The 24,659-nt window shown below is 63.9% G+C and carries 22 protein-coding genes, 1 other RNA gene and 1 pseudogene; 17 read left to right on the forward strand and 7 right to left on the reverse strand.

What is annotated here, in order from left to right:
- Positions 1-43 precede the first annotated feature (43 nt).
- Positions 44-835, reverse strand: a complete 792-nt coding sequence (locus tag RFM52_RS03140; protein ID WP_320295091.1) for a glycoside hydrolase family 25 protein — start codon at positions 833-835, stop codon at positions 44-46.
- A gap of 233 nt (positions 836-1,068) precedes the next feature.
- Between RFM52_RS03140 and RFM52_RS03145 the strand changes: the two genes are divergently transcribed.
- The gene (locus RFM52_RS03145) at positions 1,069-2,451 is read left to right on the forward strand and encodes a serine hydrolase domain-containing protein (protein WP_320295092.1); all 1,383 of its coding nucleotides are present in this window, start codon (positions 1,069-1,071) and stop codon (positions 2,449-2,451) included.
- Between the two features lie 21 nt (positions 2,452-2,472).
- Here RFM52_RS03145 and RFM52_RS03150 read toward each other — a convergent pair whose 3' ends face one another.
- The 5 genes and pseudogenes from RFM52_RS03150 to RFM52_RS03170 all read right to left on the reverse strand — a co-directional run bounded on the left by RFM52_RS03150 (position 2,473) and on the right by RFM52_RS03170 (position 8,793).
- Positions 2,473-2,781: a HigA family addiction module antitoxin gene (locus tag RFM52_RS03150; RefSeq protein WP_112099856.1), complete on the reverse strand. Its 309-nt coding sequence runs from the start codon at positions 2,779-2,781 to the stop codon at positions 2,473-2,475.
- 8 nt (positions 2,782-2,789) lie between these two features.
- Positions 2,790-3,079: pseudogene (locus RFM52_RS03155) on the reverse strand (type II toxin-antitoxin system RelE/ParE family toxin).
- 94 nt (positions 3,080-3,173) lie between these two features.
- A complete protein-coding gene (locus RFM52_RS03160) occupies positions 3,174-3,839 on the reverse strand; it encodes a class I SAM-dependent methyltransferase (RefSeq protein WP_320295093.1) in 666 nt (221 codons plus the stop codon).
- Positions 3,836-5,134 (reverse strand): BtaA family protein, encoded by a 1,299-nt coding sequence (locus RFM52_RS03165; RefSeq protein ID WP_320295094.1) that lies wholly within the window; start codon positions 5,132-5,134, stop codon positions 3,836-3,838. The genes RFM52_RS03160 and RFM52_RS03165 overlap by 4 nt, the downstream gene beginning before the upstream one ends.
- A 32-nt stretch (positions 5,135-5,166) precedes the next feature.
- The gene (locus RFM52_RS03170; RefSeq protein ID WP_320295095.1) at positions 5,167-8,793 is read right to left on the reverse strand and encodes a hydantoinase B/oxoprolinase family protein; all 3,627 of its coding nucleotides are present in this window, start codon (positions 8,791-8,793) and stop codon (positions 5,167-5,169) included.
- A 176-nt stretch (positions 8,794-8,969) separates the two neighbouring features.
- Here RFM52_RS03170 and RFM52_RS03175 point away from each other — a divergent pair, with 176 nt between their 5' ends.
- The 7 genes from RFM52_RS03175 to RFM52_RS03205 all read left to right on the forward strand — a co-directional run bounded on the left by RFM52_RS03175 (position 8,970) and on the right by RFM52_RS03205 (position 12,934).
- Positions 8,970-9,182 (forward strand): hypothetical protein, encoded by a 213-nt coding sequence (locus tag RFM52_RS03175; protein ID WP_320295096.1) that lies wholly within the window; start codon positions 8,970-8,972, stop codon positions 9,180-9,182.
- A 134-nt stretch (positions 9,183-9,316) separates the two neighbouring features.
- Positions 9,317-10,036, forward strand: coding sequence for a DnaJ family molecular chaperone (locus RFM52_RS03180; protein ID WP_320295097.1), 720 nt, complete (start codon positions 9,317-9,319; stop codon positions 10,034-10,036).
- Entirely contained in the window at positions 10,033-10,800 is a 768-nt protein-coding gene (locus tag RFM52_RS03185; RefSeq protein WP_320295098.1) for a peptidoglycan recognition protein family protein, read from the forward strand. The genes RFM52_RS03180 and RFM52_RS03185 overlap by 4 nt, the downstream gene beginning before the upstream one ends.
- Positions 10,801-10,985: 185 nt before the next feature.
- The gene (locus RFM52_RS03190) at positions 10,986-11,684 is read left to right on the forward strand and encodes a lytic transglycosylase domain-containing protein (protein WP_320295099.1); all 699 of its coding nucleotides are present in this window, start codon (positions 10,986-10,988) and stop codon (positions 11,682-11,684) included.
- A 126-nt stretch (positions 11,685-11,810) separates the two neighbouring features.
- An RNA gene (gene rnpB / locus RFM52_RS03195) (RNase P RNA component class A) lies at positions 11,811-12,206 on the forward strand.
- A gap of 153 nt (positions 12,207-12,359) precedes the next feature.
- Positions 12,360-12,644, forward strand: a complete 285-nt coding sequence (locus RFM52_RS03200) for a type II toxin-antitoxin system ParD family antitoxin (protein WP_320295100.1) — start codon at positions 12,360-12,362, stop codon at positions 12,642-12,644.
- Entirely contained in the window at positions 12,641-12,934 is a 294-nt protein-coding gene (locus RFM52_RS03205) for a type II toxin-antitoxin system RelE/ParE family toxin (RefSeq protein ID WP_320295101.1), read from the forward strand. The genes RFM52_RS03200 and RFM52_RS03205 overlap by 4 nt, the downstream gene beginning before the upstream one ends.
- Positions 12,935-12,943: 9 nt before the next feature.
- Here RFM52_RS03205 and RFM52_RS03210 read toward each other — a convergent pair whose 3' ends face one another.
- Positions 12,944-14,059, reverse strand: coding sequence for a cystathionine gamma-lyase (locus RFM52_RS03210; protein WP_320295102.1), 1,116 nt, complete (start codon positions 14,057-14,059; stop codon positions 12,944-12,946).
- A gap of 392 nt (positions 14,060-14,451) precedes the next feature.
- Here RFM52_RS03210 and mraZ point away from each other — a divergent pair, with 392 nt between their 5' ends.
- From mraZ to ftsW, 9 genes are read left to right on the forward strand one after another with little or no spacing between them, the layout of a single operon-like run.
- Positions 14,452-14,910 carry a division/cell wall cluster transcriptional repressor MraZ gene (gene mraZ, locus RFM52_RS03215; RefSeq protein WP_320295103.1) on the forward strand — a complete coding sequence of 153 codons (459 nt, stop codon included), beginning with the start codon at positions 14,452-14,454 and terminating at the stop codon, positions 14,908-14,910.
- Positions 14,907-15,923: a 16S rRNA (cytosine(1402)-N(4))-methyltransferase RsmH gene (gene rsmH, locus RFM52_RS03220; protein ID WP_320295104.1), complete on the forward strand. Its 1,017-nt coding sequence runs from the start codon at positions 14,907-14,909 to the stop codon at positions 15,921-15,923. Before mraZ ends, rsmH begins: the two co-directional genes overlap by 4 nt.
- A gap of 4 nt (positions 15,924-15,927) precedes the next feature.
- Positions 15,928-16,323 carry a cell division protein FtsL gene (gene ftsL, locus RFM52_RS03225; RefSeq protein ID WP_320295105.1) on the forward strand — a complete coding sequence of 132 codons (396 nt, stop codon included), beginning with the start codon at positions 15,928-15,930 and terminating at the stop codon, positions 16,321-16,323.
- On the forward strand, positions 16,320-18,044 hold the full coding sequence (locus tag RFM52_RS03230) for a peptidoglycan D,D-transpeptidase FtsI family protein (RefSeq protein ID WP_320295106.1): 1,725 nt from the start codon (positions 16,320-16,322) through the stop codon (positions 18,042-18,044). Before ftsL ends, RFM52_RS03230 begins: the two co-directional genes overlap by 4 nt.
- Positions 18,045-18,098: 54 nt before the next feature.
- A complete protein-coding gene (locus RFM52_RS03235; RefSeq protein WP_320295107.1) occupies positions 18,099-19,553 on the forward strand; it encodes a UDP-N-acetylmuramoyl-L-alanyl-D-glutamate--2,6-diaminopimelate ligase in 1,455 nt (484 codons plus the stop codon).
- A complete protein-coding gene (locus RFM52_RS03240; RefSeq protein ID WP_320295108.1) occupies positions 19,550-20,983 on the forward strand; it encodes a UDP-N-acetylmuramoylalanyl-D-glutamyl-2,6-diaminopimelate--D-alanyl-D-alanine ligase in 1,434 nt (477 codons plus the stop codon). Before RFM52_RS03235 ends, RFM52_RS03240 begins: the two co-directional genes overlap by 4 nt.
- A gap of 26 nt (positions 20,984-21,009) precedes the next feature.
- Positions 21,010-22,092 carry a phospho-N-acetylmuramoyl-pentapeptide-transferase gene (gene mraY / locus RFM52_RS03245; RefSeq protein ID WP_320295109.1) on the forward strand — a complete coding sequence of 361 codons (1,083 nt, stop codon included), beginning with the start codon at positions 21,010-21,012 and terminating at the stop codon, positions 22,090-22,092.
- Between the two features lie 9 nt (positions 22,093-22,101).
- On the forward strand, positions 22,102-23,505 hold the full coding sequence (gene murD / locus RFM52_RS03250; RefSeq protein WP_320295110.1) for a UDP-N-acetylmuramoyl-L-alanine--D-glutamate ligase: 1,404 nt from the start codon (positions 22,102-22,104) through the stop codon (positions 23,503-23,505).
- Complete coding sequence (gene ftsW / locus RFM52_RS03255) at positions 23,505-24,656, forward strand: putative lipid II flippase FtsW (protein WP_320295111.1); 1,152 nt, start codon at positions 23,505-23,507, stop codon at positions 24,654-24,656. Before murD ends, ftsW begins: the two co-directional genes overlap by 1 nt.
- Positions 24,657-24,659 lie beyond the last annotated feature (3 nt).

Here is a 24,659-nt window from a genome sequence, read left to right on the forward strand (position 1 = left end):
TTTCGCCGCCCGCCGTGTCGAAAAGCAGGCGGGGGATCGGATGTCAACGGGTGTTCTGCCGCAGCCACTTCTTCCAGGCGGCTTCCGAGCCGTTGAAGACATTGATGTCGGACTTGCCGGTCATGCCGGGCACGATGCCGGTGCCGGTGTACTGCCAGAAGGTGAAGGGGTGGCTGCCGTATTTCTCGCGCGGGTGGCCGGCGACCGAGCGCAGCCAGTAGGGATAGCCGCGGAACGTCGCCAGCTGGTTGTCGTCGAAGAAGTCGATCGAGGTGTAGATGATCGGCTTCTTGCCGTAGTAGCGCTCGACCATCTGGAGGAAAACGGTCATTTCGCTGCGCACGGTGGCCGGATCGGGGCGCAGCCTGCAGGTCGGCGATTTCGGGTTCCATTCCATGTCGAGCACCGGCGGCATCGCCGACGGGTCCCTCGGGACATTAGTGATGAACCAGCGCGCCTGGGCTTCGGCAGGCGTGCAGAAATAGAAGAAATGATAGGCGGCGCGCGGAACTCCGGCGGCCCTGGTGCGCGCCCAGTGCTCGTTGAAATACTCGTCGAAGCGATCGCCGCCTTCGGTCGCCTTGATGAAGGCGAAGGAGATGCCGCTGGCCCTGGCCGCCGGCCAATCGACCGAGGTCTGGTATTTGGAGACGTCCGTGCCGTGGATGGCGTAGGTCCACGGCGCGCCGCTGTCCCATTCATGCGGCTTGGAATCGTCGAACTTGGGCGCGCGCACGGCAACCGCCGGCGCGGACGGCGACAGCGGCGACAGATCGTCCACGGTCGAGCAGGCGCAGAGCAGCGTCAGCATCAGGATGGCCGCAAGACGGCGCATGGCGTTCCCCGGGGCCGGATCCAGCCGGCCGCTGATGGGTCCTTCCAGATGGCCATGCTTGCGCCGGCCCCCCTCGAACGATCGCCCCACAGGATCGTCCGATCGACTCAGTTGATCGCCGAACATGGTTGATAATCCATTGACGGCGCTCGACGACACCGGTGATTTTGCGGAAGCAAAGGCGGCAAATCGATGACATAAATCGAGCCGGCGAATCCAAAAGGGCGGTAAAGATGCGGGCTGTCGTGAAGTTCATCAAATGGCTGCTTGGCCTTGTGATCCTGGCGGTGGCAGCACTCTTCGCCTGGCTTTATTTCGCTCCGCCGGAGCTGATCCGCGTCGGCTCCGGTTATTCGGCCAAGATCGTCTGCTCGAATGTCTTCATCGCCGGCCGCGACGCCAAAGAGGTCCTGGCCGTCGACGTGCAGGCGCCCGGCCATCCGCTGCTCAGGCTGATGAAGGTCTCCGTCGACAAGGAAAGAGGACTGGTCTCGGCTGGCCTGCTCTGGGTTCTCGGCAAGAGCGTCGCGGTCGAGCGCAACGGCGTCGGCTGCGCCTCTGTTCCAGACGGCGATACCGGCAAGGCAAGGCAGACGTCGCTGCGCGCGGCGCAGCCGGCGGCGACGCAGCCCGACGCGCTGTGGCCCGATGGCGAGCGTGTGGACGCTTCGCAGAACCCCGAGGTCGCGAAGATCGTCGACGATGCCGCCATGGCCGGCATTGGCATGCGCGCCGTCGTGGTGGTGAAGAACGGCCGCGTCGTCGCGGAACGCTATGGCGAGGGCTTTTCGGCCAAGACGCCGCTGCTCGGCTGGTCGATGACCAAGACGGTGAATGCGGCGATCGTCGGCACTCTGGTCAAGGACGGCAAGATGGGGGTCGACAACAAAGGCCTGTTCAAGCCGTGGAAGGCAGACGGCCGCGCCGCTATCAGCCTTGCCGACATGATGGCGATGTCGAGCGGGCTGGAGTTCAACGAGGATTATGGCGACGTCGCCGACGTGACGCGCATGCTCTATCTGGAGCCCGACATGGCGGGTTTCGCCGAGGCCAAGCCGCTAAGTGGCGAGGTCGGCAAGGTTTTTTCCTATTCGAGCGGCACGGCGGTGATGCTGTCACGCCTGTGGCAGGACGCGATCGGCGACAAGACGAAGGCGCTGGCATGGCCGCGGACGGCGCTGTTCGAGCCGCTCGGCATGAGGAGCGCGGTGCTTGAGACCGACGAGCAGGGCACCTTTGTCGGCTCGTCCTATCTCTACGCCACCGCGCATGACTGGGCGCGCTTCGGCCTGTTCTTGCTGCAAGGCGGCGTCTGGAACGGAAACCAGATCCTGCCCGCCGGTTTCGTCGACTGGATGCGCGAGCCGGCGCCGGCCTCGAAGGTGTACGGCAAAGGCCAGCTCTGGATCGAGGGACCAGGAGACGAGGAAAGGCCGGGGGCGGGCGCTGCCGCCGGCCTGCCCAAGGACATCTACTGGATGGAAGGCCATGACGGCCAGACGGTGGCGATCATCCCGTCGGAGCAGTTGGTGGTGGTGCGGCTTGGGTTGACCCCGGCCAAGCTCGGCTATCGTCCACAAGCGATGGTGGGTGCGCTGGTCAAGGCGCTGCACTAACCGGCAGTTGCGTAAGCCTGCCTATGCGGCGGTCGGCAAAGGTTTGGCGCGATCGACGCGCGCCCGCTCGTCAGGCGAGTTCATGACCTGCCAAAGATCGTTGCGGCGTTGGACATTCAGCCAGAAATCCGGGCTGTTGCCAAATACCCGCGCCAGAATGAGCGCGGTCGCCGCCGTCACGTTGCGGCGGTCGTTGCACAATTCGTTCACATGCTTGCGCTGGACGCCCATTGCCTCGGCCAAAGCGGCTTGCGTCAGGCCGAGCGGCTGCATGAATTCTTCCGTGAGGATTTCGCCTACCGTTGCGGGCTTGCGTGCGGTCATCAACATGTCTCACCTCACTTATAGCTGTGGTCGTCCAGGTAGATGTCCGACGCCTCACCGCGGTCACCGTCCCAGCGGAAGATCAGCCGCCATTGCTTGTTGACGCGGATCGAATGGAGGCCTTCGAGATTGCCGCGCAACTTCTCGAAGTGATTACTGGGTGGCACACGCAAATCCTGATCGGTCGCAGCGTCGTCAATCATCTGGAGTTTGCGAAACAAACGGCTTTCGAGATCGGATTGCGATAGTGGATATCGTCCACAAAGAAAGCCCGCAGCCATTCATCTCTAAATCTGACGATCATCGCATGCTTCCAGGGTGGAGATAATGTACCACTCCTTGGGTCATGCCGCAATTGCGCGATTTGTTGATTGCGGTTTGCTTCCGTGCCGATGGCTTCAAACGGCGATCTTGATCACCGCCAGCCAGGCATAGCCGCGATAAAGCGTTCTGAAACGGAAGGTTGCGCCGGCGCTCTGCGATTCCGATTCAAGCACGTCGCGCAGCGATTCACGCGGCGTGACGTGGAATTTCCGCAGCCAGCCGCGCAGCAGGCCACGGAACCAGCGCGGCAGGCCTTCCTGCTGGCCGAAATCGACGACGTGCAGAGAGCCGCCGGGGGCGAGCGCGGCGAGGGCAGCCGATACGGTCTTTTCCCAGCCGGGGATCATCGACAGCGAATAGGAGACGAAGACCCGGTCGAAACGCTCGATGCCGAAGAGAGCCTTGGCGTCGAAATCGGTGGCGTCGCCGCGCGCCAGGCTGACCTTGTCGGCGAGGCCTTCGCGAGCGATGGCCGCCTTCGCCGTCTCCAGCATCTCGGCGGAGATATCCAAACCGAAGAAGCGGGCGTCCGGATAGCGGCGGGCGGCGAGCGCGATGTTGCGGCCGGTGCCGCAGCCAAGCTCCAGCACGGTGCCGTCTTGCGGGACGTCCAGCCCGTCGATCAGCCGGTCGCGGCCGAGCAGATAGTATTTGCGGGTCAGGTCGTAGATGTGGCGCTGCCAGCGGTAGACGCCGTCCATCAGTTCGGCATGGCTGGCCGGCAGCTCCGTCGTGCTCATGCGGCGCGCTTCACATAGAGGTGGAAGCCGCCATAGATGGCCGAGCGGTCCTTCGCCGAGAATTCGCGCGAGGCGTCGGCCTCGTACGTCCACTGGTCGAGCAGCGAGTTGGAGAGACGGCCGGGCAGGAGGCTGGGTTCGGCTGCGGTGCGGAAGATGACGCGCGCGCCGACTGAGGCTGTGCGGGTGATCTCGGTCCACAGTGCGTTGAGCAGGTCGTCGGTCATCCAGTCCTGCGCGTCGAGCAGGACGAAGCGGTCGACGGTGCCGGCGTCCTTGGCGGCCAGGAACTTGATCAGGTTGGCGTGGTGGATGGCGACGCGATCGATGTTGTCGCGGATCGTCTTGTAGTTGCTCTGTTCCAGATAGGCAGGCAGCGCCGCCTCGCCGGGTTGCGGATAGCGGCGGGCAAAGGCCTGCCAGGCAAAATAGTTGTTCTTGAGCGGGAAATCGCAGGCGAGCTTTTCCAGCCGCGCCTTGAGCACGCTCGCCATCGAGCCGTCGCCGGAGGTGATCAGCGAATCATACTGCGCAGGCGGGATGCCGAGGCCGAACAGCGAGGCTTTCCGCGAGGTCGCCCAACGCAGCAGCTTCTTGTCGAAGACCGGCGCCAGTTCCTCGTTGAAGAAGCGACGCTGCTCGCCGATGTTCTGCGCCTTCATGATGCCGGCCGGGTCGACGCCGAACAGCTTGCCGACGCGATGGCCCATGGCGATGAAGAGGCCGAGCAGGCCGGTCTGGTAGAAGTTGCGGTCGAAGACCGAGATGCGGCGGCGGCCGCGCCAGTTGCGGCGCTCCCAGTAATGGCGGCTGACCGCATCGAGATGCGGCGCGATGAAGCGGTCATAGGCATTGGAATTGTGGCTGGTGCCGGTGGCGCCGAAGAAGCGGAACAGATCGCCCTGCGACGGCAGGTGGCGCACCGCTTCCAGCTTCATGCGGTTCAGCGCGATGTGCGCGGCATTGAGATCGACGGCGTCGATCGTGGCCGGCGAGCGGGTCAGGTAGGCCAGGATGTTGCAGCCGCCCGATGCGATTGTGACGATGCGGTGGCCAGCGCCAAGCTGCATGGCCTCCATGTCGACATCCGGATCTTCCCAGATCTGCGGATAGACGAGGCCGGAGAAGAGGAAAGCGAACAACCGCTCGGAAATGCCGTCCTTCGACAATACGCGGTTCTGGTAGACGGCCTTTCCGACTTCCTTGCCTCGGCGATAAACGAGTTCTCCGGAAACATCCGACATGGAAAGGTGATTCCCCGTTTGCATTGGCGCAAGCGGGTAGCGCAGCGTCATGACAGGCAGGTGACAGCCTGTTGACGCAAATCTCACACTTTTCCGAACGCTCCCGGCGTCGGCGTGGTGACGATGACGGCTTCGCCTGCATCGAGCGTGGTCTGGTCGCAGGCCTTCAGAACGTCGAGCGAGCCGTCATTGCGCCGGACCCTGGTCGAGCCCGGCTCGCCATCGCCGCCACCGTCGAGGCCTTGGGGTGGGCGATTGCGGTGAGAGGAGAGGATCGCGCATTCCATCTTTTCGAGGAAGCGGATGGTGCGCCTGGTGCCGTCGCCGGCATTCCACTTACCCTTGCCGCCGGAACCCTCGCGGATGTGGAAATCCTCCAATACGACCGGGAAGCGCAGTTCCAGCACTTCGGGGTCGGTGAGGCGCGAATTGGTCATGTGGGTGTGAACGCCGGAGGTGCCGGCAAAGCCACGGCCCGAATTCATCCGGCCGGCCGGCGAGCCGGAGCAGATCGTCTCGTAATACTGGTATTTCTTGTTGCCGAAGGTGAGGTTGTTCATCGTGCCTTGCGCGTTGGCGATCGCACCCATCGCGCCGAACAGCGCATTGGTGACGTGCTGCGAGGTCTCGACATTGCCGGCGACGACCGCGGCAGGGTAGGCGGGCTTCAGCATCGAGCCGTCGGGGATGACGATGTTGATCGGTCTCAGGCACCCGGCGTTCATCGGGATCATGTCCTCGACCATGACGCGGAAGGCATAGAGCACGGCGGCCCGGGCGACGGGCTCCGGCGCGTTGAAATTGTTCTTCATGACGGGCGACGTGCCGGTGAAATCGACGGTCGCCTCGCGTTTTTGCCGGTCGACGGTGATCTTCACCTTGATTATCTGGCCGGTGTCGGTGGGGTATTCATATGCCGCGCTGTCGGGAAGCCGCTCGATCACGCGGCGCACGCTCTCGGCGGCGTTGTCCTGGACATGGCCCATATAGGCTTCGACGACCTCGAGCCCGAAATGCGTGACCATCTTGCGCAATTCGGCCACGCCCTTTTCGTTGGCGGCGATCTGTGCCTTCAGGTCGGCGATGTTCTGGGTTGGATTGCGCGCCGGGTAGGGGTGGTCGGTCAGCAGCGTCTCCAGCTCCTTCTCGCGGAAGCGGCCGCGATCGACGATGCGGAAATTGTCGAACAGCACGCCTTCCTCGTCGACCGTTGTGGCCAAAGGCGTCATCGAGCCGGGCGCGGTGCCGCCGACATCGGCGTGGTGGCCACGCGAGGCCGCCCAGAACAGGATCTCGTTGCGCGCATCGTCGAACACCGGCGTCACCACGGTGATGTCGGGCAGATGCGTTCCGCCATTATAGGGCGCGTTGAGCGCGAAGACGTCGCCGGGGTGGATGTCGCCCGAATTCAGGCGGATGACGGTTTCGACCGATCGGTCCATGGAGCCCAGATGCACCGGCATATGCGGCGCATTGGCGACCAGCGCGCCATGGCGATCGAATACGGCGCAGGAGAAGTCGAGCCGTTCCTTGATGTTGACCGAATAGGCGGTGTTCTGCAGCGTCACACCCATCTGCTCGGCGATCGACATGAAGAGGTTGTTGAAGACCTCAAGCATCACCGGATCGGCTTCGGTGCCGAGTGCTGCCTGCCGTCGTTTCTTGCTCGTTCGGCGCAGGAGAACATGGTCCTTTGCGGTGATCTCGGCCTGCCAGCCCGGTTCAACAACAATGGTCTGGTTGGGCTCGATGATAAGGGCTGGGCCGGCAACCTTGTTGCCCCGCCTGAGGGCTTCGCGGCGGAAGACACCGGCCTCGCGCCATTCGCCTTCGGCGAATATTTTCCGCTTCTCGGAAGCAACAACGGCAAGATCTTGCATCTCCGCTTCGGTTTCCTCGCGGCCCGCGCCGCCGGCATCGCTGCCCTCCACCCCTACAGCTTCGATAATCATCGGCTTGTTTTCATAGACGAACCCGAACTGCGCCTTGTGCGCGGCCTCGAAATCGTCCTTCGCCCGCAGGATCGAGCCATGCTCGAAATTCACCGGCAGAGCCGTGTCGGTGCCGTCGTAGCGGATCTGGAGGATCGGCCTGGCGGTAATCCCGCTCTCGGCGATGCCCTGAGACACAAGTTCGGCGGTCACAACCCCACGCAGGGCGGCTATGAGATTTTCGATCGCCGGCCTGGATGCGTCCGCGAGCGGCTCCAGCAGCGCCTGCTGGCGCGAGGCGAAGACCGACGAGAGGCCTATGCCATAAGCCGAAAGCAGCCCCGAGAAGGGGTGGATGAGCACGGCTTCCATGCCGAGCGCATCGGCGACCAGGCAGGCATGCTGGCCGCCGGCGCCGCCAAAGCAGTTCAAGAGATATTCCGTGACGTCGTAGCCGCGCTGCACCGAGATCTTCTTGATGGCATTGGCCATGTTCTCGACGGCGATGGTGACGAAACCTTCGGCGACCGCCTCAGGCGTCCTGCCGTCGCCGATTTCGGCGGCAAGTGCGGCGAATTTTTCGCCAACCGTGCCGACATCGAGCGGCTTGTCCTGGCCCGCGCCGAAGATCGCCGGGAAGAAATCGGGCTGCAATTTGCCGAGCATGACATTGGCATCGGTCACGGCAAGCGGGCCGCCGCGCCGATAGGCGGCGGGGCCGGGATTGGCGCCGGCGGAATCGGGGCCGACGCGGAAGCGGCCCGCTTCATAGTGCAGGATCGAGCCGCCTCCGGCAGCGACGGTGTGGATGCGCATCATCGGCGCGCGGATGCGGACGCCTGCGACCTCGGTGTCGAAGGCGCGCTCATATTCGCCGTCGTAATGGGCGACGTCGGTCGAGGTGCCGCCCATGTCGAAGCCGATGACCTTTTCGAAGCCGGCGAGCTTCGCCGTCTCGACCATGCCGACGACCCCGCCCGCAGGGCCGGACAGCAGCGCGTCCTTGCCCTGGAACAGGTCGGCGGCGGTGAGGCCGCCGGACGACATCATGAACATCAGGCGCGGTCCAGCGCCCAGTTCGCCGGCCACCCGCTGCACATAGCGAGACAGGATCGGCGAAAGATAGGCGTCGACCACGGTGGTGTCGCCGCGGCCGACCAGCTTGATCAGCGGCGAGACCTCGTGAGAGACCGAGATCTGGCTGAAGCCGATCTTGCGGCAGACTTTCGCAACGGCCTTTTCGTGATCCGGGTATTTCCAGGCGTGCATGAAGACGATGGCGACGGCGTCGATGCCGTCGGCCTTGGCCTGTTCGATCGCCGAACGGCAGGCCGCGATGTCGAGCAGGCGTTCGACGCAGCCGTCGGCGCGGACGCGCTCGTCGATCTCGATCACGCGCTCGTAAAGCTGCTCCGGCAGGATGATCTCCTTGGCGAAGATGTCCGGCCTCGCCTGGTAGGCGATGCGCAAGGCGTCGCGAAAGCCCTTGGTGATAAGCAGCAGCACGCGGTCGCCCTTGCGCTCGAGCAGCGCATTGGTGGCAACGGTCGTGCCCATTTTGACGTCGCCGATCGCATTGGCGGAAATGGCGGCGCCGGCTTTCAAACCCAACAGGTCGCGGATGCCTTGGATGGCGGCATCCGCGTAAGCCTCGGGATTTTCGGACAGCAGTTTTCGGGGATGCAACTGGCCTTGCGGATCACGGCCGATGACGTCGGTGAAGGTGCCGCCGCGGTCGATCCAAAAATCCCATTTCTTTGTTCCCGCGGCTGCCGGCATTCTGTTTATCCACCATGTCTTCGAGCGTATGTTCTGTTAGTTCGGGATTTCAGCGCCAGCAATCGCAAGTTGATATTACACGTCGAAATGCAACGTTACGAAACCGGCGGGCCTGCTGATGCATTTCCCCTGCGACCGCTCACCGAAATGTGAGCGTCTGCTGAAGGAGAGATACCATGAAGAAGCTCATTCTGGCGTCTGTTTCGGCGCTCGCCCTGTTGGGGGTCGCGGCTTGCAGCGACAGTGGCACCGGTACTGACAAAACCACCACGCAAAGTACAAATCCGCCGGCCAACGAGCAGCCCATGAAGCCAGCTTCGCCTGACGCTTCGAAGCCCGCTGAACCGGCTCCGGCAACAAATCCGGCTCCTGCCGCGCCCGCGCAGTAAGAGCCCTGGCAGACCATATCGAGGAAGGCCGGCTTTTGCCGGCCTTCTTTTTTCGCCCTCGATCCCGCGCAGCGGGTGGCCTGCGGCATCGTCCCGGCTTGATAGAACCGCCCGGTTCGCTCTATGAAGCCGGCATGTCGATTTGGGACCGCCTTGGCGACTTCATCGCCCGTGTTTCGTCGTCCGCGTCCTCGGGCGTCGCGGATGTCGTCGAAGCCGTGCGCACCGTGTTTTCGGGCGATCCGGACCTGCGCCGGCGCGTCGCCTTCTCCGTGGCCATGATCGCGCTCTCGGCCAAGATGGCCAAGGCCGACGGCATCGTCACGCAGGATGAGGTGCGCGCCTTCCAGGAAATCTTCGAAGTGCCGCCGAGCGAGACGCGCAACGTGGCGCGGCTTTACGACATCGCCAAGCAGGACGTCGCCGGCTTCGAGATCTATGCCCAGCGCATGGCGCAGCTCTGCGGGTCCGGCCATGCCAACTGCATGATGCTGGAAGATATCCTCGACGGTCTGTTCCATATCGCCAAGGCGGATGGCCTGATTCATGAGCATGAAGGCCAATTCCTGCATCGCATTGCCGAGATTTTTCGGATCGACGAGGCGCATTACGAAGCGATCCTGTCGCGGCACGTCAATCTCGGCGCCGCCGATCCCTATGTCGTTCTGGGCATCGAGCGCGGCAAGCCGTTCGAGGAGGTCAGGAAACGCTACCGCAAGCTGATCTCCGACAATCACCCCGACAGGCTGATCGCGCGCGGCTTGCCGCAGGAATTCATCAAGATCGCCACGACCAGGGTCGCGGCGATCAACGCCGCCTATGAGATGATCGAGCGAGGCCTCAGGCGCGTATGAGCGGTTTCCTGCCCGACCAGCCAGGCGCCGAGGTCCGGGTTTCGCCGAATTTCGGTCCGCGCCGCGAGACGCTACGACCCGACATGATCGTCCTGCATTATACCGGCATGGCAAGCGGGGCCGGTGCCGAGGCGTGGCTGTGTGATCCGGCGAGCGAGGTGTCCTCGCATTATCTCGTTCATGAGGACGGCCGCATCGTCCAGATGGTGCGCGAGAGCGACCGCGCCTGGCATGCAGGCAAGAGTTCCTGGCTCGGGCGCACCGACATCAACTCCTGTTCGGTCGGCATCGAGATCGTCAACCCCGGGCATTCACTGGGCTACAAGGCCTTCCCGAAGCGGCAGATCAGTGCCGTGATCGATTTGTGCGCGGGTATCGTGGGCCGTCATTCCATCCCCGCGGCAAGGGTGCTCGCGCATTCGGACGTGGCGCCGGGCCGTAAGGTCGACCCTGGCGAAAAATTTCCGTGGAAGGCGCTGTTCGTGGCCGGTGTCGGCCACCTGGTACCGGCCGCGCCGCGAAGGCCGGGCGCCGCGTTGAAGGCCGGCGACACCGGCGCCGATGTCGAGACGCTGCAGTCGATGCTGGCGCTCTATGGCTATGGCGTCGAGATATCGGGTGTCTACGACAAGCAGACGGAAATCGTGGTGGCGGCCTTCCAGCGGCATTTCCGGCGGCGGCTGGTGGATGGTGCAGCGGACAATTCGACATTCCGCACGCTGGAAAGGCTCGTCGCTTCCGTAAAGGCAGCGCCCCTCAAATAGTCGCGACAAGGTCCTTAAATTACAACCTGTCACTGAAAGTGAATTGCGCCGCCTTCATTGCCGCCAATTCCGCCTCCAAATGCCTCTCCCGCAAGTCGTCGGGCATCTATCCCCCCGGATGATCCGATGTTGAATTGGCACAGCTGCACGAATTTCTTCGCGCGGTTCTAACAGAACAGGACTACATGCAAAAATTGACCGTTGTAGCGGCAGCTGTTGCTGCCGGAGTGATAAGTTTTGCCTTCAATCCGGCAAACGGCGCCCCTTTAAGCCTTCGGGCAGACAATGGCTTTGCTGCCGCCCCCACTACGACCAAGGCTGGCAGCAAAACGCCAAAGATCAAGAGAGCCCCGGCAAAGGTGCAGAAAGCCGCCGCGACCAGGGCGGCGAAATCGACGGTCAAGCGCGCCAAACGCGGCAGAAAGGCGATCGATCTCACCACGACTGCTTCTATCGACACCGGCAAGATCGCCCTGGCGGCGCCCGCCGCGGCCGGCGGCGGCCAATATTCGGCGATCATCGCCCGCTATGCCGCAAGCTACGGCGTGCCGGTGTCGCTGGCCAAAGCCGTCATCAAGATCGAAAGCAACTACAGGCCGAACATGGTCGGCGGCGCGGGCGAGATCGGCCTCATGCAGATCAAGCCGGCCACGGCGCGCATGATGGGTTATACAGGTTCGGCCAAGGGGTTGTTCGATCCCGACACCAACATCAAATTCGGCATGAAGTATCTTGCGATGGCGCAGGGTCTCGGCGGTGGCACCACCTGCGGCACGATCCTGAAATACAATGCCGGTCACGGCGCCACGCGGATGAATCCGGTCTCGGCCGCCTATTGCAGCAAGGTGAAGGTGCAGATGGCGGCGCTGGGTTCGCCGGTCTAAGCCTGTCCGCCGAAGCGGATTTGGGCGACGCGTGTCTGTTTCATGCACGTCGTTGTCCCAAACCGCTGTGCATCCGGGCGCTTTTTCGTTTGCGTTTTCAGGCGGGAATCCCTTTATACGCGCTTGCCAGCTGGCCGGGCGGCCGCACCCGCGAGAACCGAAAGGTTGCGGGTGAGGAAAGTCCGGGCTCCATGGAGACACGGTGCCGGCTAACGGCCGGCGGGGGCGACCCCAGGGAAAGTGCCACAGAAAGCAAACCGCCACGGCATTGCCGGGGCAAGGGTGAAAGGGTGGGGTAAGAGCCCACCGCGCGACTGGCAACAGGAGCGGCAGGGCAAACCCCACCGGGAGCAAAACCGAATAGGGGCGGTGCGAAGGGAAACCTTCGAGGGCTGTTTCCGGCCCACCGTCCGGGTAGGTTGCGTGAGGCGCGTGGCAACATGCGCCCAAGATGAATGGCCGCCACGTTCTCGCCGCGAGGCGAGGGCCATACAGAACCCGGCTTACAGGCCAGCTGGCATTTCTCTCGTAGCGGTAGCTGAACGGGATCAGGAGGTTACGCCGAAAGGCGTGCCTTTTGATTCAACGTCTGGGCGTAATCGCACTGAACACGATGACCTGTTTCTTGAAGCCGGTACGATTAAATCGTACCTTTGGAGAGAGCAGGAGCGCATCATGGGTCAGGTTGATAAACGCAGCATCACGCTTTCGCCGGAGTTGGCAGCCGCAGTCGACGATGTCGTGGCTGCCGGTGAATATGCTTCCGCCAGCGAAGTGATCCGCGATGCGCTCAGGCAATGGAAAGATCGCCGCGACCTGCTCGGCTATACCGTCGAGGAGTTGCGGGTGCTGGTTCAGGAGGGGATCGACAGCGGGCCTGCGCTGGACGGTCCGTCGATCATCGAACGGGCGCGTACCAAATATCTCAAGATGGCCGAAGCTAAAGGCTTCGAAGAGTGAGATATCAGCTGCTTCCTCAAGCGGCAGTCGATCTCGAAGATATCGGCGACTACATCGCCAGCCATAGTCCCAATGCCGCGGTCCGGTTCGTAGACTCCATGGAGAGGAGGTGGGACTTGCTCACCCTGCATCCCTTTTCAGGTGCTCCGCGCGACGATATAGCGCCCGGTATTCGCCATCTGGTCGTTGGCGAATACCTTACCTTGTACCGGGTAGGTCGCGATGCCATCGAAATCGTCCGCGTATTACATGGTCGGCGCAAGATCGATGCGGATGATATGAACCCGTGACAAGTCCGCTCAGCTGGCTATCTTAGCCAGCGATGCCTCGATTGCCTGCCAGAGGTCCTCAACCGGTTCGCAGCCGATGGCCAGGCGAACGAAGCCCGGCGGCACGGCATCGCCGCGTTTGGAGCGCCGCTCGGCCGACGTATGAACGCCGCCGAAGGATGTTGCCGCTTCAATGAGCGCGCAATTGTTGATGAAATCCTCGGCCTTTTCTTCGGAGGCCAGTTCGAACGAAATCAGGAAGCCGAAGCGCTCCATCTGGGCACGCGCCAGATTGTGCGACGCATCGCCCTCGAGGCCTGGAAAGCGCAGGCCGCTAACGGCGCGGTGATCCTTCAGCCGCCGCGCGATCGTTTCGGCCGACGAGCACATGCGGTCGAAGCGCACTTCCAGCGTTTCGAGGCCGCGATGCACGAGCCAGGCCTCGAACGGTCCGGGAATGCCGCCGGCCGTCTCGCGCCAATCCCTAACCCTGGCGACAACATCGGGATCGCGGCTGGCGACATGGCCGAAGAGAACGTCGGAATGGCCATTGATCGCCTTGGTGTCGGCCGAGACCACGATGTCCGCGCCAAGGTCGAGCGGGCGCTGGCCGAAGGGCGTCATCGTCGTGTTGTCGACGATCAGGATACCCGCTTGCGCATGGACGGCCTTGGCGACCGCGATTATGTCGCAGATGTCCAGCCGCGGATTCGACGGACTCTCGACGAAGACCGCCCGGTAGCCGGCGAAACCGCCATCGAGCATGCTTGCCGTCGGCCGCACGTCATAGGCGACGCCGAGCGGCTTCAGGAAACGTTCGGCGAGCGCGCGCGTCGTGTGATAGCCGTCCGACGGCAAGAGGATGCGGTCGCCCGATTTGAGGAGGGCGAAGAAAGCCGCGGAAATCGCGGCCATTCCCGACGGAAAGATAACGCATTGCGCATCTTCCAGATGGCCGAGCGCATGCTCGACGGCATGCCAGGTCGGGTTGCTGAAGCGGCCATATTGATCGAAGCCCGTCGCGTCGCCCGGCGCGTGGAAGATCGAGGCCATGGTCAGCGGCAACGGGATGGGATCGCCCTTGGCGAAATCGGCGCTGCGCAGATGGGTAAGCGTCGCGGCGCGTGACTTCGCAGTGTCGGACATGAACTCGATCCTTGGTCAGGCAGAAAACTTCAACCGACGCTATGCGCGCCGGCTGTGCGCAGCAAGCCGCGTCTTTTTGGGCCAGAGGGCTCTAAACGGTTCGTTAGGCTTAATAGACGATAAAGACGAGACGTGCATTCAGCCTGCGCTTTCTGGTTGTGACGCGTGTGTTTGTGATGCCTGCTCCCGTTGACGCCCATAGTGCCCCATGATATCCCATTTAAATCAAGCTTTCGTTCCGCGTCAGGGTGAAGCGTACGCCAATCGGGCAGCCGCGGCGGCTGCGCGTTTGCCGGTTTTCGCCCCGGTGAATGAAGCGATTTGCCGCGAATGCGGCGGGGGCGCGGAGAACAACATGAGGGGTGCAGCGGCAACAGCGGCTGTAGCGTTTATTGGACCGGTTTCTGTCAAACACGGTGAGCAGGATCGATGCGAAGGGGCGGGTTTCCGTTCCGGCGCATTTCCGCTCAGTGGTCCAGAAACGCGGCTATTCGGAACTTTACGCGCTGCGCTGCCTGGATCTGCCGGCCATGGATGTGGGCGGGCTCGACCTGCTCGACCGCTACGAGCAGCGGATCGCGCTGGAAGACCCGTTCCTGCAGACGGCGGACGACATGTCGTTCTTCTGCCATGGCGACGGGACATTTCTGAAGCTCGACCAGGACGGCCGCATCACCATGACCGATTTCATCCGCGAGCATACGGGGATCTCGAACGAAGTGGCCTTTGTCGGCCGCGGCAATTTTTTTCAGATCTGGGAGCCGGGACGGCTTGCCGCCTATGGGGCGCAGGCGCGGGCCAGGCTTTTGCAGCTTCGGCAGGGGACGAAGCCCGGGGAGCGATCGGAATGATGGCGGGCCACGGCGATGATCCTCACGCCGTTGGCGGACCGGCCCGTCACATTCCGGTCCTCCTTGCCGAGGTGCTCGACGCGCTTGCGCCGAAGGCCGGCGAGACGATCGTCGACGCGACATTCGGCGCCGGCGGCTACACCAGCGCCATCCTCGATCGCGGCGCCTCTGTCGTTGCCATCGACCGCGACCCGGACGCAATCGCGGCGGGCAGGGCGCTCGAGCAACAGGCCGGCGGGCGGCTGAGGCTTGTCCAGGCGCCATTCTCGACGCTGGACGAGCATGTCGAGAGCGCCGATGGCGTCGTGCTCGACATCGGCGTTTCCTCCATGCAGCTCGACCAGGCCGAGCGCGGCTTTTCCTTTCGCGCCGACGGGCCGCTCGACATGCGCATGGCGCAGGCGGGTCTCTCCGCCGTCGACGTCGTCAACACCTTCAAGGCGGGCGACCTTGCCCGCATCTTCGGCTTTCTCGGCGAGGAGCGTCATGCCGGCCGCATCGCGCGCATGATCGAGAGCCGGCGCGAGAAGAAGCCTTTCGAGCGCACGCTCGATCTCGCCGACGCCATCGAAACGCATATCGGGCGAGGGCCGAAGGACAAGATCCATCCGGCCACGCGCGTCTTCCAGGCGCTGCGCATCTTCGTCAATGACGAGCTTGGCGAGCTGGCAAGGGCGCTGCTGGCCGCCGAGCGCGTGCTGAAACCCGGCGGACGGCTTGCCGTGGTGACGTTCCATTCGCTGGAAGACCGCATCGTCAAGCGCTTCATCGCCGACCGTTCCGAAGCCGCCAGCGGCTCGCGCCACATGCCCGACGCGCCCCAGCGCATCGCGACCTTCCGCAAGGCCGGCGGCGGTGTGACGCCGGGAGACGCCGAGACGGCAGCCAATCCGCGGGCGCGCTCGGCCAGGCTGCGCGCCGCGATCCGCACCGAGGCCCCGGCGCGGGCCGGTGATTTTTCGATTTTCGGCCTTCCAAAGCTTCCCGCCGTCGAACGGCCGGGGGAGAGGTGAGCACGTGTTTCGTACCAGCGACATAGTCCTGATCGCCGTCATGGTCTCGGCCGCGGCCCTGACCTACAAGACGAAGCGGGAGGCCGAAGAGCAACTGGCTGCGGTGCAGAAGATCCAGGCGCAGATCCACTACGAGGAAGAGACGATCGATCTCCTCAAGGCAGACTGGAGCCTGCTCACGCAGCCGTCGCGGCTGCAGAAGCTTACCGATGTCTATAAGAGCCAGCTCGGACTCGAGCCGGTCAACGCGCACCAGATCGGCAGCCTTGACGACATTCCCGTGAAACCCCTGACCATCGAGGACCTGTCCTCGCAGCGGCTTGGCGGCATGGCCGACAATTCGGGGAAGGAGCCTTCGGACGGCAAGGATCCAGTGGTCACCGGGAGCACCGTTCAATGATCGGCAGGTTTCCAAGGATCGGTGACCTGCTGAAGCGCCGCAAGAAGCAGGCCGAGGACGGCTCGATTGTCGTCGATGCCGCCCGCAAGGCGACAGGCGGCAAGGCAAAGACCCGCATCGTCATGACGATGGCGGTGTTCTTCACTATCTATTCGACGATTGCCGGCAGGCTCGTGTATCTCGGCATGCAGAACCCGGATCTCTCGGGCGGCCCGGAAAGCCGGGTCACGGCGTCGCGTCCGGATATCGTCGACCGCAACGGCGAGGTGCTGGCGACCGACATCAAGACGGCGTCGCTGTTTGCCGAGCCGCGCCGCATCGTCGACGCCGACGAAGCGATCGAGAGATTGTCGACCGTGTTGCCGGAGATCGATTACGAGCAGACCTATCGCAAGCTCAAGAGCGGCGCCGGTTTCGTCTGGCTGCAGCGCCAGCTGACGCCGAAGCAGCAGGCCGACATCATGGCGCTGGGCGTCCCCGGCCTCGGCTTTCGCACCGAAAAGCGCCGCTTCTATCCGAGCGGCGAGACGTCGTCCTACATCGTCGGCCTCACCAACATCGACAACCAGGGCATCTCCGGCATGGAGAAATATATCGACGAGCAGGGGCTGAGCGACCTGCAGGCGTCGGGGCTCGCGGTGGCCAGGGATCTCAAGCCGGTCAAGCTGTCGATCGATCTGCGCGTCCAGCATGTGGTGCGCGACGAGATCGCCGCCGGCCTGGAGCGCTATCGCGCGCTGGGCGCCGGCGCCGTCGTGCTGAACATCAAGACGGGCGAAGTGATGGCGATGGCCTCGGTGCCGGACTTCGATCCCAACAATCCGTACAACGCGCAGGAAAAGGACCGGCTGAACCGTATGTCCGCCGGTCTCTACGAGATGGGCTCGACCTTCAAGAGCTTCACCTCGGCCATGGCGCTCGATTCCGGCAAGGCGACGATGAACAGCCGCTTCGACGCGTCGCATCCGATCCGGGTCGGCCATCAGGCGATCCACGATTTCCATGGCAAGAACCGCGTGCTGTCGCTGCCGGAAGTGTTTCTCTATTCGTCCAACATCGGGTCGGCCAGGGAGGCCGAGCTGGTCGGCATAGAGGGGCATCGCGAATTCCTGCATCGCCTTGGCATCCTGGACAGGATGCAGACCGAGCTGCCGGAAATCGCGCGCCCGACCGAACCCAAGGTCTGGAAACAGGTCAATTCGTTCACCATCGCCTTCGGCCATGGCGTGTCGACGACGCCGCTGCAAGCCGCCGTCGGCTGCGCGGCGCTGATGCAGGGCTATCTGATCCAACCGACATTCCTGGTCCGCAGTGAGCAGGAAGCCATGGCGGTGGCCAAGAAAGTGGTCAGCGACAAGACGGTCGAAGGCATGCGTTATCTCTATACGCTCAATGCCGAGAAGGGCTCGGCCAGGAATGCCAGGGCTCCCGGCTACCGCGTCGGCGGCAAGACCGGAACGGCCGAGAAGGTCATCAACGGCCGCTACTCCAAGGAGTTGAATTTCAACACCTTCGTCGCCGCCTTCCCGATGGACGATCCGCAATTTCTGGTGTTCACGATCGCCGACGCGCCGCATCCGGAAAAGCCCGGCATGACGGATGTCGCCGCCAACAATGCGGGGGTCATGGCCGGCAACATCATCAGACGCGCAGCGGCCATGCTTGGCGTGAAGCCAGATTTCAGCCATGAAAATGGTGCAACGCTGGTTTCCTATCAGTGATTCTTGGGGCGCGCCGGCAACTGCGCGCTATTTTGTTGCGGTGAACGGGACTCAATGCATCTAAAAGATCTAGCCGGCGTCCTGCCTGTCGAGGGAACAGCTTCCCCCGATCTGGAGGTGACCGGACTTTCCTCCGATTCCCGCTCGGTCAAGACCGGCGTTGTCTTCTTCGCGCTTGCCGGCAGCAAGGCCGACGGCTCGACCTATGCGGCCGATGCCGCGGCCCGCGGCGCCGCGGCGATCGTCACCGGCAAGGGTGCCGCCGTCTCCGGCCTTTCGATCCCGGTTCTCGCGGTCGATGATCCGCGCCAGGCGCTGGCGCTCAGCGCGGCGCGCTTCTTCGGACGCCAGCCCGGGACCATGGTCGCCGTCACCGGCACAGCCGGTAAGACATCCGTCGCCGCTTTCACCCGGCAGATCTGGGAGCGGGCGGGCTTTGCCGCCGCCTCGATCGGCACGACCGGCGTCGTGGCGCCCGGCCGCAACGAATATGGCTCGCTGACGACGCCCGATCCGGTGGCGTTGCACCGGTTGCTCAAGGAGCTTGCGGATGCCGGCGTCACCCACGCCTCGATGGAAGCCTCCAGCCACGGTCTCGACCAGCGCCGCCTCGATGGCGTGAAGCTCGCGGCCGGTGCTTTCACCAATCTCGGCCGCGACCACATGGATTACCATCCGACAGTCGAGGATTATCATCGCGCCAAGCTGCGCCTGTTCGACACGCTGCTGCCGAAGGGCGCGCCCGCGATCGTCTTTGCCGACGACCCGTGGTCGGAGCCCACGATCAAGGCCGCGAAGGCGGCGGGCTTGAAGGTGCTGACCGTCGGCCGCCATGGCGATTTCCTGGCGCTGAAGCGAGTCGAGCATGAGCGCCATCGCCAGCGCGCCGAGGTCGTGGCGGACGGCGTGCTCTACGAGGTCGACCTGCCTTTGGCCGGCGATTTCCAGATCGCCAACGCGCTCGTCTCGGCCGGCCTTGCCATTTCGACTGGAACGCCCGCGAGCAAGGCCTTGGCGGCGTTGGAAAAATTGCAGGGCGCGCCGGGCCGGCTCGACCTCGTCGGCACCACCGCCGCCGGCGCCCCCGTTTACGTCGACTACGCGCACAAGCCCGATGCGCTGGAGAACGTGCTGACCTCGGTCCGGCCTTTCACCACGGGCCGCGTTGTCGTTGTCTTCGGCTGCGGCGGCGATCGCGATCGGGGTAAAAGGCCGATCATGGGCGAGATCGCGACGCGGCTCGCCGATGTCGTCATCGTCACCGACGACAACCCGCGCACGGAAGTGCCCGAAACCATTCGCGCGGCGATACTCGCCGCCGCGCCCGGCGCCATCGAGATCGGCGATCGCCGCAAGGCAATCCACGAGGCGGTGGCGATGCTTCGCGCCGGCGATACGCTTATCGTCGCCGGCAAGGGGCATGAGGAAGGTCAGACCGTCGGCACCGAAACTTTCCACTTCTCCGACCACGAGGAAGTGCGCGAGGCGCTGAAGGAGCGCGCCGCATGAGCTTGCTGTGGACGTCGGAAGCGCTGGTCGAAGCCATGGGCGGCAGGCCGATCGGCTCGCTGCCGGAGGGCATCACCGGCATTTCGATCGACAGCCGCAGCCTGGAGCCGGGAAACGCCTTCTTCGCCATCAAGGGCGAGGCGATGGACGGCCATGATTTCGCGACAGCCGCGGTCAAGGCCGGAGCGGCCGTGCTGGTCGTCGCCGAAGGCAAGCTGCCCTCGCTAGGCCGGCTGACGGCGCCGATGATCGTCGTGCAGGACGTGCTCACGGCCCTGGAGAAGCTGGGTGTGGCGGCCCGCGCGCGCTCGAAGGCCAGGATCATCGCGGTCACGGGCTCAGCCGGCAAGACGACCACCAAGGAAGCGCTGCGCCATGTGCTGTCAGCGGTCGGCAAGGTGCACGCCTCGGCGCAGTCGTTCAACAACCACTGGGGCGTGCCGCTGACGCTGGCGCGCATGCCGCAGGACTGCGACTACGCGGTCTTCGAGGTCGGCATGAACCATCCGGGCGAGATCAGGCCGCTGGTCAAGATGGTCAGGCCGCATGTCGCCATCGTGACGATCATCGCCGCTGCCCATCTCGGTTTCTTCAAGAACCTCGACGAGATCGCCATGGCAAAGGCCGAGATTTTCGAGGGGATAGAGCCCGGCGGCGCCGCGCTGCTCAACCGCGACGATACACGCTGGAAGCTGCTCGGGAAAATGGCGAAAGAGGCAGGCGTCGAGCATGTCTTCGGCTTCGGCGAAAATCCCCGCTCGGCCTTCCGCCTTGTCAGCTGCGAGCTTCATGCCGACCATTCCGACATCGCCGTCAAGATTGGCAAGAAGGATCTGACCGCCCGTGTCGGGGCACCCGGCCGCCATATCGTGCAGAACGTGCTGGCCGTGCTCGGCGCCGCGCAACTGGTCGGTGCCGACCTCGGCAAGGTCGCGGCTGCGCTCGCCGATCTTTCGGCCGAGCGCGGGCGGGGCCGGCGCCATGTCCTGCATCATCCCAACGGGCCGATCACGTTGATCGACGAGAGCTACAACGCCAATCCGGCGTCGATGGCGGCGGCGATGGCGCTGCTCAATGCCACGCCGGTCTCGGGCGAGGGCCGGCGCATCGCGGTGCTCGGCGACATGCTGGAGCTCGGCAGCCATTCGGCCAAGCTTCACGCGGCACTCGCCGAGCTGATCGTCGGCACGGGCACGCACAACGTCTTTCTCGGCGGGCCGGAAATGCAGGCGTTGGCCAAGGTTCTGCCGGCCGAGGTCCAGACGGAGTATCGGGCAGGCGCCGAGGAGCTGAAGCCGATCGTGATCTCCGCGCTCAGGCCCGGCGACGTGGTGATGGTCAAGTCGTCGAAAGGCATTGGGTTTTCAAAGCTGGTCGAGGCATTGCTCGGCAAATTTCCGGCGGAAGCCGCAAACGTTAAGCCGACCTAGGTCGGGCTCCGGGGGACGGAAGGACCATGTTCACACTGCTCGTCGATTTCGCGGACAAGATCTCGTTCTTCAACGTTTTCCGCTACATCACTTTTCGCACCGGCGGCGCACTGATCACGTCCGCGCTGATCGTCTTCATCTTCGGGCCGACGATCATCAATTCGCTGCGGCTTCGTCAGGGCAAAGGCCAGCCGATCCGCGCCGACGGCCCGCAGACCCATTTCAAGAAGGCCGGAACGCCGACCATGGGCGGGCTGATGATCCTGTCCGGCATCATCGGCTCGTCGCTCTTATGGGCCAACCTTTCCAGCATCTATGTCTGGGTGGTTCTGCTGGTCACCGTCGGCTTCGGCTCGATCGGCTTTTACGACGACTATCTCAAGGTCACCAAGCAGTCGCATCTTGGCTTCTCCGGCAAGGCGCGTCTGGCGATCGAATTCGTCATCGCGGGCATCGCCGCGTGGGTGATCATGCATAACGGCCAGGCGCCGTTCTCGTCGTCGCTGACCTTTCCCTTCGCCAAGGAATTCCTGATCAATCTCGGCTGGTTCTTCGTGCCGTTCTCCTGCTTCGTCATCGTCGGCGCCGGCAATGCGGTGAACCTGACCGACGGCCTCGACGGCCTGGCGATCGTGCCGATCATGATCGCGGCGGCGTCCTTCGGCGTCATCGCCTACCTTTCCGGTAACGCGGTCTTCGCCGAATACCTGCAGATCCATTTCGTTCCCGGCACCGGCGAGCTTGCCGTCGTGCTCGGCGCGGTGATCGGCGCGGGTCTCGGCTTCCTCTGGTTCAACGCGCCGCCGGCCGCGATCTTCATGGGCGACACCGGCTCGCTGGCGATGGGCGGCCTGATCGGCACCATCGCGGTCGCCACCAAGCACGAGATTGTGCTGGTCATCGTCGGCGGCCTGTTCGTGGTCGAGATCCTGTCGGTCATCATCCAGGTCGGCTATTTCAAGATGACCGGCAAGCGCGTCTTCCTGATGGCGCCGATCCATCACCATTTCGAAAAGCTCGGCTGGACCGAAAGCCAGGTGGTGATCCGCTTCTGGATCATTGCGGTCATCCTGGCGCTGGTCGGCCTATCCACCCTCAAGCTCAGATAGGATGCGCGCTTGATCCCCGCCTTTTCCTTTTCAGGCAAACGCGTTTCGCTTTTCGGGCTTGGCGGCTCGGGGATCGCCACCGCGCATGCGCTGATCGCGGGCGGCGCCGAGGTGCTGGCGTGGGACGACAATCCTGACAGCGTCGCCAAGGCAGCGGCCGCTGGCATTGCGACTGGCGACCTGCGCGCCGCCGACTGGCAGCGCTTCGCCGCCTTCGTGCTGTCGCCGGGCGTGCCGCTGACGCATCCGAAGCCGCATTGGACGGTTGAGCTGGCGCGCGGCGCCGGCGTCGAGGTGATCGGCGATATCGAGCTGTTCTGCCGCGAGCGCATCAGCCGCGCGCCGGCAGCACCCTTCATCGCGATCACCGGCACCAATGGCAAGTCCACGACGACGGCGCTGACGGCGCATATCCTGAAAGCGGCGGGCCGCGACACGCAGATGGGTGGCAATATCGGCCGCGCCATCATGACGCTCGATCCGCCCGAACCGACGCGGCACTATGTGGTCGAGTGCTCGTCCTACCAGATCGACCTTGCGCCCTCGATCAATCCGACCGCCGGCATCCTGCTCAACCTGACGCCAGACCATCTCGACCGGCACGGCACGATGGCGCATTACGCCTCGATCAAGGAGCGGCTGGTCGCCGGCAGCGACACCGCGATCGTCGGCGTCGACGATTCCTGGGGCGCCCAGATCGCCGACCGGCTGGAACGGGCCGGCCGGCAGGTCGTCCGCATCTCCAAGCGCCTGCCGCTGACCGACGGCTATTTCGCCGACGGCACCAATCTGATGGAAGCCGTGCACGGCCGCTACAGCCGCGTCGCCTTCCTCGAAGGTATCGGCTCGCTGCGCGGCCAGCACAATGCACAGAACGCGCTGGCCGCCGTCGTCGCCTGCCTGAAAGTCGGGCTCGAGCTCGGCGAGATCCAGTCCGGGCTCGAGAGCTTCCCCGGGCTGGCGCATCGCATGGAGCAGGTCGGCCGCAAGGACCATGTGCTGTTCGTCAACGATTCCAAGGCGACCAATGCCGATGCGGCCGCACCCGCACTGTCGAGCTTTGCCAACCGTATCTACTGGATCGCCGGCGGCCTGCCCAAGGAAGGCGGCATCGAGCCGCTGCGCGGCTTTTTCCCGCGCATCGCCAAGGCCTATCTGATCGGCGAGGCGGCGCCTGCCTTCTCTGCGACGCTCGGCGAGGCGGTGCCCTACGAGATATCCGGAACGCTGGCGGCGGCGGTGGAACATGCCGCAAACGACGCGGCACGCGACACCGGCGGTGAGGCCGTGGTGCTGCTTTCGCCGGCCTGCGCCAGTTTCGACCAGTTCAAGAATTTCGAAGTTCGCGGCGAAGCCTTCAGGCAAGCTGCGACTGCTATTGATGGTGTGAAACCCATCGGAGGGCCACGTTGATGCAAAGCCGTCTCGACAAAAGTCCTGTTGCAACCTGGTGGTGGACCATCGATCGATGGTTCCTGGCCGCGTTCCTGTCGCTGATGGGGCTGGGCATCATCTTGTCCTTCGCGGCGAGCCCCGCGGTGGCCGAGCGTATCGGCCTCGACAGCTTCCACTTCGCCACCAGACAGGTCATCTTCACCATCCCGGCGCTGATCGTCATGCTTGCGGTCTCCTTCCTGGAGGCGCGGCAGATAAGGCGCATGTCGCTGGTGATGCTCTGCATCATGCTGGTGCTGATGGTGGCGGTGCTCTACGTCGGCGTCGAGGTGAAGGGCGCGCGCCGCTGGGTGTCGCTCGCCGGGCTCTCCATCCAGCCGTCCGAATTCCTGAAGCCGGCATTCGTCGTCATCTGCGCCTGGCTGTTTGCCGAGCACAGGCGCCAGCCCGATATTCCCGGCAACCTGTTCGCGCTGCTTTTGCTTGTGCTGGTGGTCTCTCTCCTGGTCGCTCAGCCTGACCTCGGTCAGACCATGCTGGTGACCGGCACATGGGGCGTCATGTTCTTCATGGCCGGCCTGCCGTGGCTGTGGATCATGGCTCTCGGCGTGATCGGGGCAAGCGGTCTGTTCGCGGCCTATTCGGTGTTCCCGCACGTTGCCCTGCGCATCGACAAGTTTCTGACCGGCGAAGGCGATACCTTCCAGGTCGACATGGGCCGCGAGGCGTTGATCAACGGCAGTTGGTTCGGCGTCGGGCCGGGCGAGGGAACCGTCAAGCGCATCGTTCCGGATGCCCATACCGATTTCGTCTTCTCGGTCGCGGGCGAGGAGTTCGGGCTGATCATGTGCTTCTTCATCATGTCGATCTTCGCCTTCATCGTGCTGCGGGGATTGAACATCGCGCTCAAGGAGCACGACGATTTCACCCGCTATGCGGTCGGTGGCCTCGTCACCGTCTTCGGCCTGCAATCGGCCATCAACATGTGCGTGAACCTGCAACTGATGCCGGCCAAGGGCATGACGCTGCCCTTCATCTCCTATGGCGGCTCCTCGCAGATCGCCATCGCCGTCTCGATGGGCATGGTGCTCGCATTGACGCGCAAGCGTCCGGAAAAGCGCAAGCAGATGGGCTTCGTCCTTTCGCAGCGCGCAATCCCGGCGGAATGAGGC

Source organism: Mesorhizobium humile (assembly GCF_033977215.1).
GTDB classification, from domain to species: Bacteria; Pseudomonadota; Alphaproteobacteria; order Rhizobiales; family Rhizobiaceae; genus Mesorhizobium; species Mesorhizobium humile.

What these genes read in the sequence shown, in the direction of transcription:
- rsmH (WP_320295104.1), top strand. Translation starts at nt 14,907, where the DNA reads ATGATGGCGGGCCACGGCGATGATCCTCACGCCGTTGGCGGACCGGCC.
- RFM52_RS03190 (WP_320295099.1), top strand. Translation starts at nt 10,986, where the DNA reads ATGCAAAAATTGACCGTTGTAGCGGCAGCTGTTGCTGCCGGAGTGATA.
- RFM52_RS03175 (WP_320295096.1), top strand. Translation starts at nt 8,970, where the DNA reads ATGAAGAAGCTCATTCTGGCGTCTGTTTCGGCGCTCGCCCTGTTGGGG.
- RFM52_RS03235 (WP_320295107.1), top strand. Translation starts at nt 18,099, where the DNA reads ATGCATCTAAAAGATCTAGCCGGCGTCCTGCCTGTCGAGGGAACAGCT.
- RFM52_RS03140 (WP_320295091.1), bottom strand. Translation starts at nt 835, where the DNA reads ATGCGCCGTCTTGCGGCCATCCTGATGCTGACGCTGCTCTGCGCCTGC.
- RFM52_RS03150 (WP_112099856.1), bottom strand. Translation starts at nt 2,781, where the DNA reads ATGTTGATGACCGCACGCAAGCCCGCAACGGTAGGCGAAATCCTCACG.
- RFM52_RS03240 (WP_320295108.1), top strand. Translation starts at nt 19,550, where the DNA reads ATGAGCTTGCTGTGGACGTCGGAAGCGCTGGTCGAAGCCATGGGCGGC.
- RFM52_RS03180 (WP_320295097.1), top strand. Translation starts at nt 9,317, where the DNA reads ATGTCGATTTGGGACCGCCTTGGCGACTTCATCGCCCGTGTTTCGTCG.
- RFM52_RS03170 (WP_320295095.1), bottom strand. Translation starts at nt 8,793, where the DNA reads ATGCCGGCAGCCGCGGGAACAAAGAAATGGGATTTTTGGATCGACCGC.
- RFM52_RS03200 (WP_320295100.1), top strand. Translation starts at nt 12,360, where the DNA reads ATGGGTCAGGTTGATAAACGCAGCATCACGCTTTCGCCGGAGTTGGCA.
- RFM52_RS03165 (WP_320295094.1), bottom strand. Translation starts at nt 5,134, where the DNA reads ATGACGCTGCGCTACCCGCTTGCGCCAATGCAAACGGGGAATCACCTT.
- mraY (WP_320295109.1), top strand. Translation starts at nt 21,010, where the DNA reads ATGTTCACACTGCTCGTCGATTTCGCGGACAAGATCTCGTTCTTCAAC.
- ftsW (WP_320295111.1), top strand. Translation starts at nt 23,505, where the DNA reads ATGCAAAGCCGTCTCGACAAAAGTCCTGTTGCAACCTGGTGGTGGACC.
- RFM52_RS03210 (WP_320295102.1), bottom strand. Translation starts at nt 14,059, where the DNA reads ATGTCCGACACTGCGAAGTCACGCGCCGCGACGCTTACCCATCTGCGC.
- RFM52_RS03160 (WP_320295093.1), bottom strand. Translation starts at nt 3,839, where the DNA reads ATGAGCACGACGGAGCTGCCGGCCAGCCATGCCGAACTGATGGACGGC.
- RFM52_RS03145 (WP_320295092.1), top strand. Translation starts at nt 1,069, where the DNA reads ATGCGGGCTGTCGTGAAGTTCATCAAATGGCTGCTTGGCCTTGTGATC.
- RFM52_RS03185 (WP_320295098.1), top strand. Translation starts at nt 10,033, where the DNA reads ATGAGCGGTTTCCTGCCCGACCAGCCAGGCGCCGAGGTCCGGGTTTCG.
- RFM52_RS03230 (WP_320295106.1), top strand. Translation starts at nt 16,320, where the DNA reads ATGATCGGCAGGTTTCCAAGGATCGGTGACCTGCTGAAGCGCCGCAAG.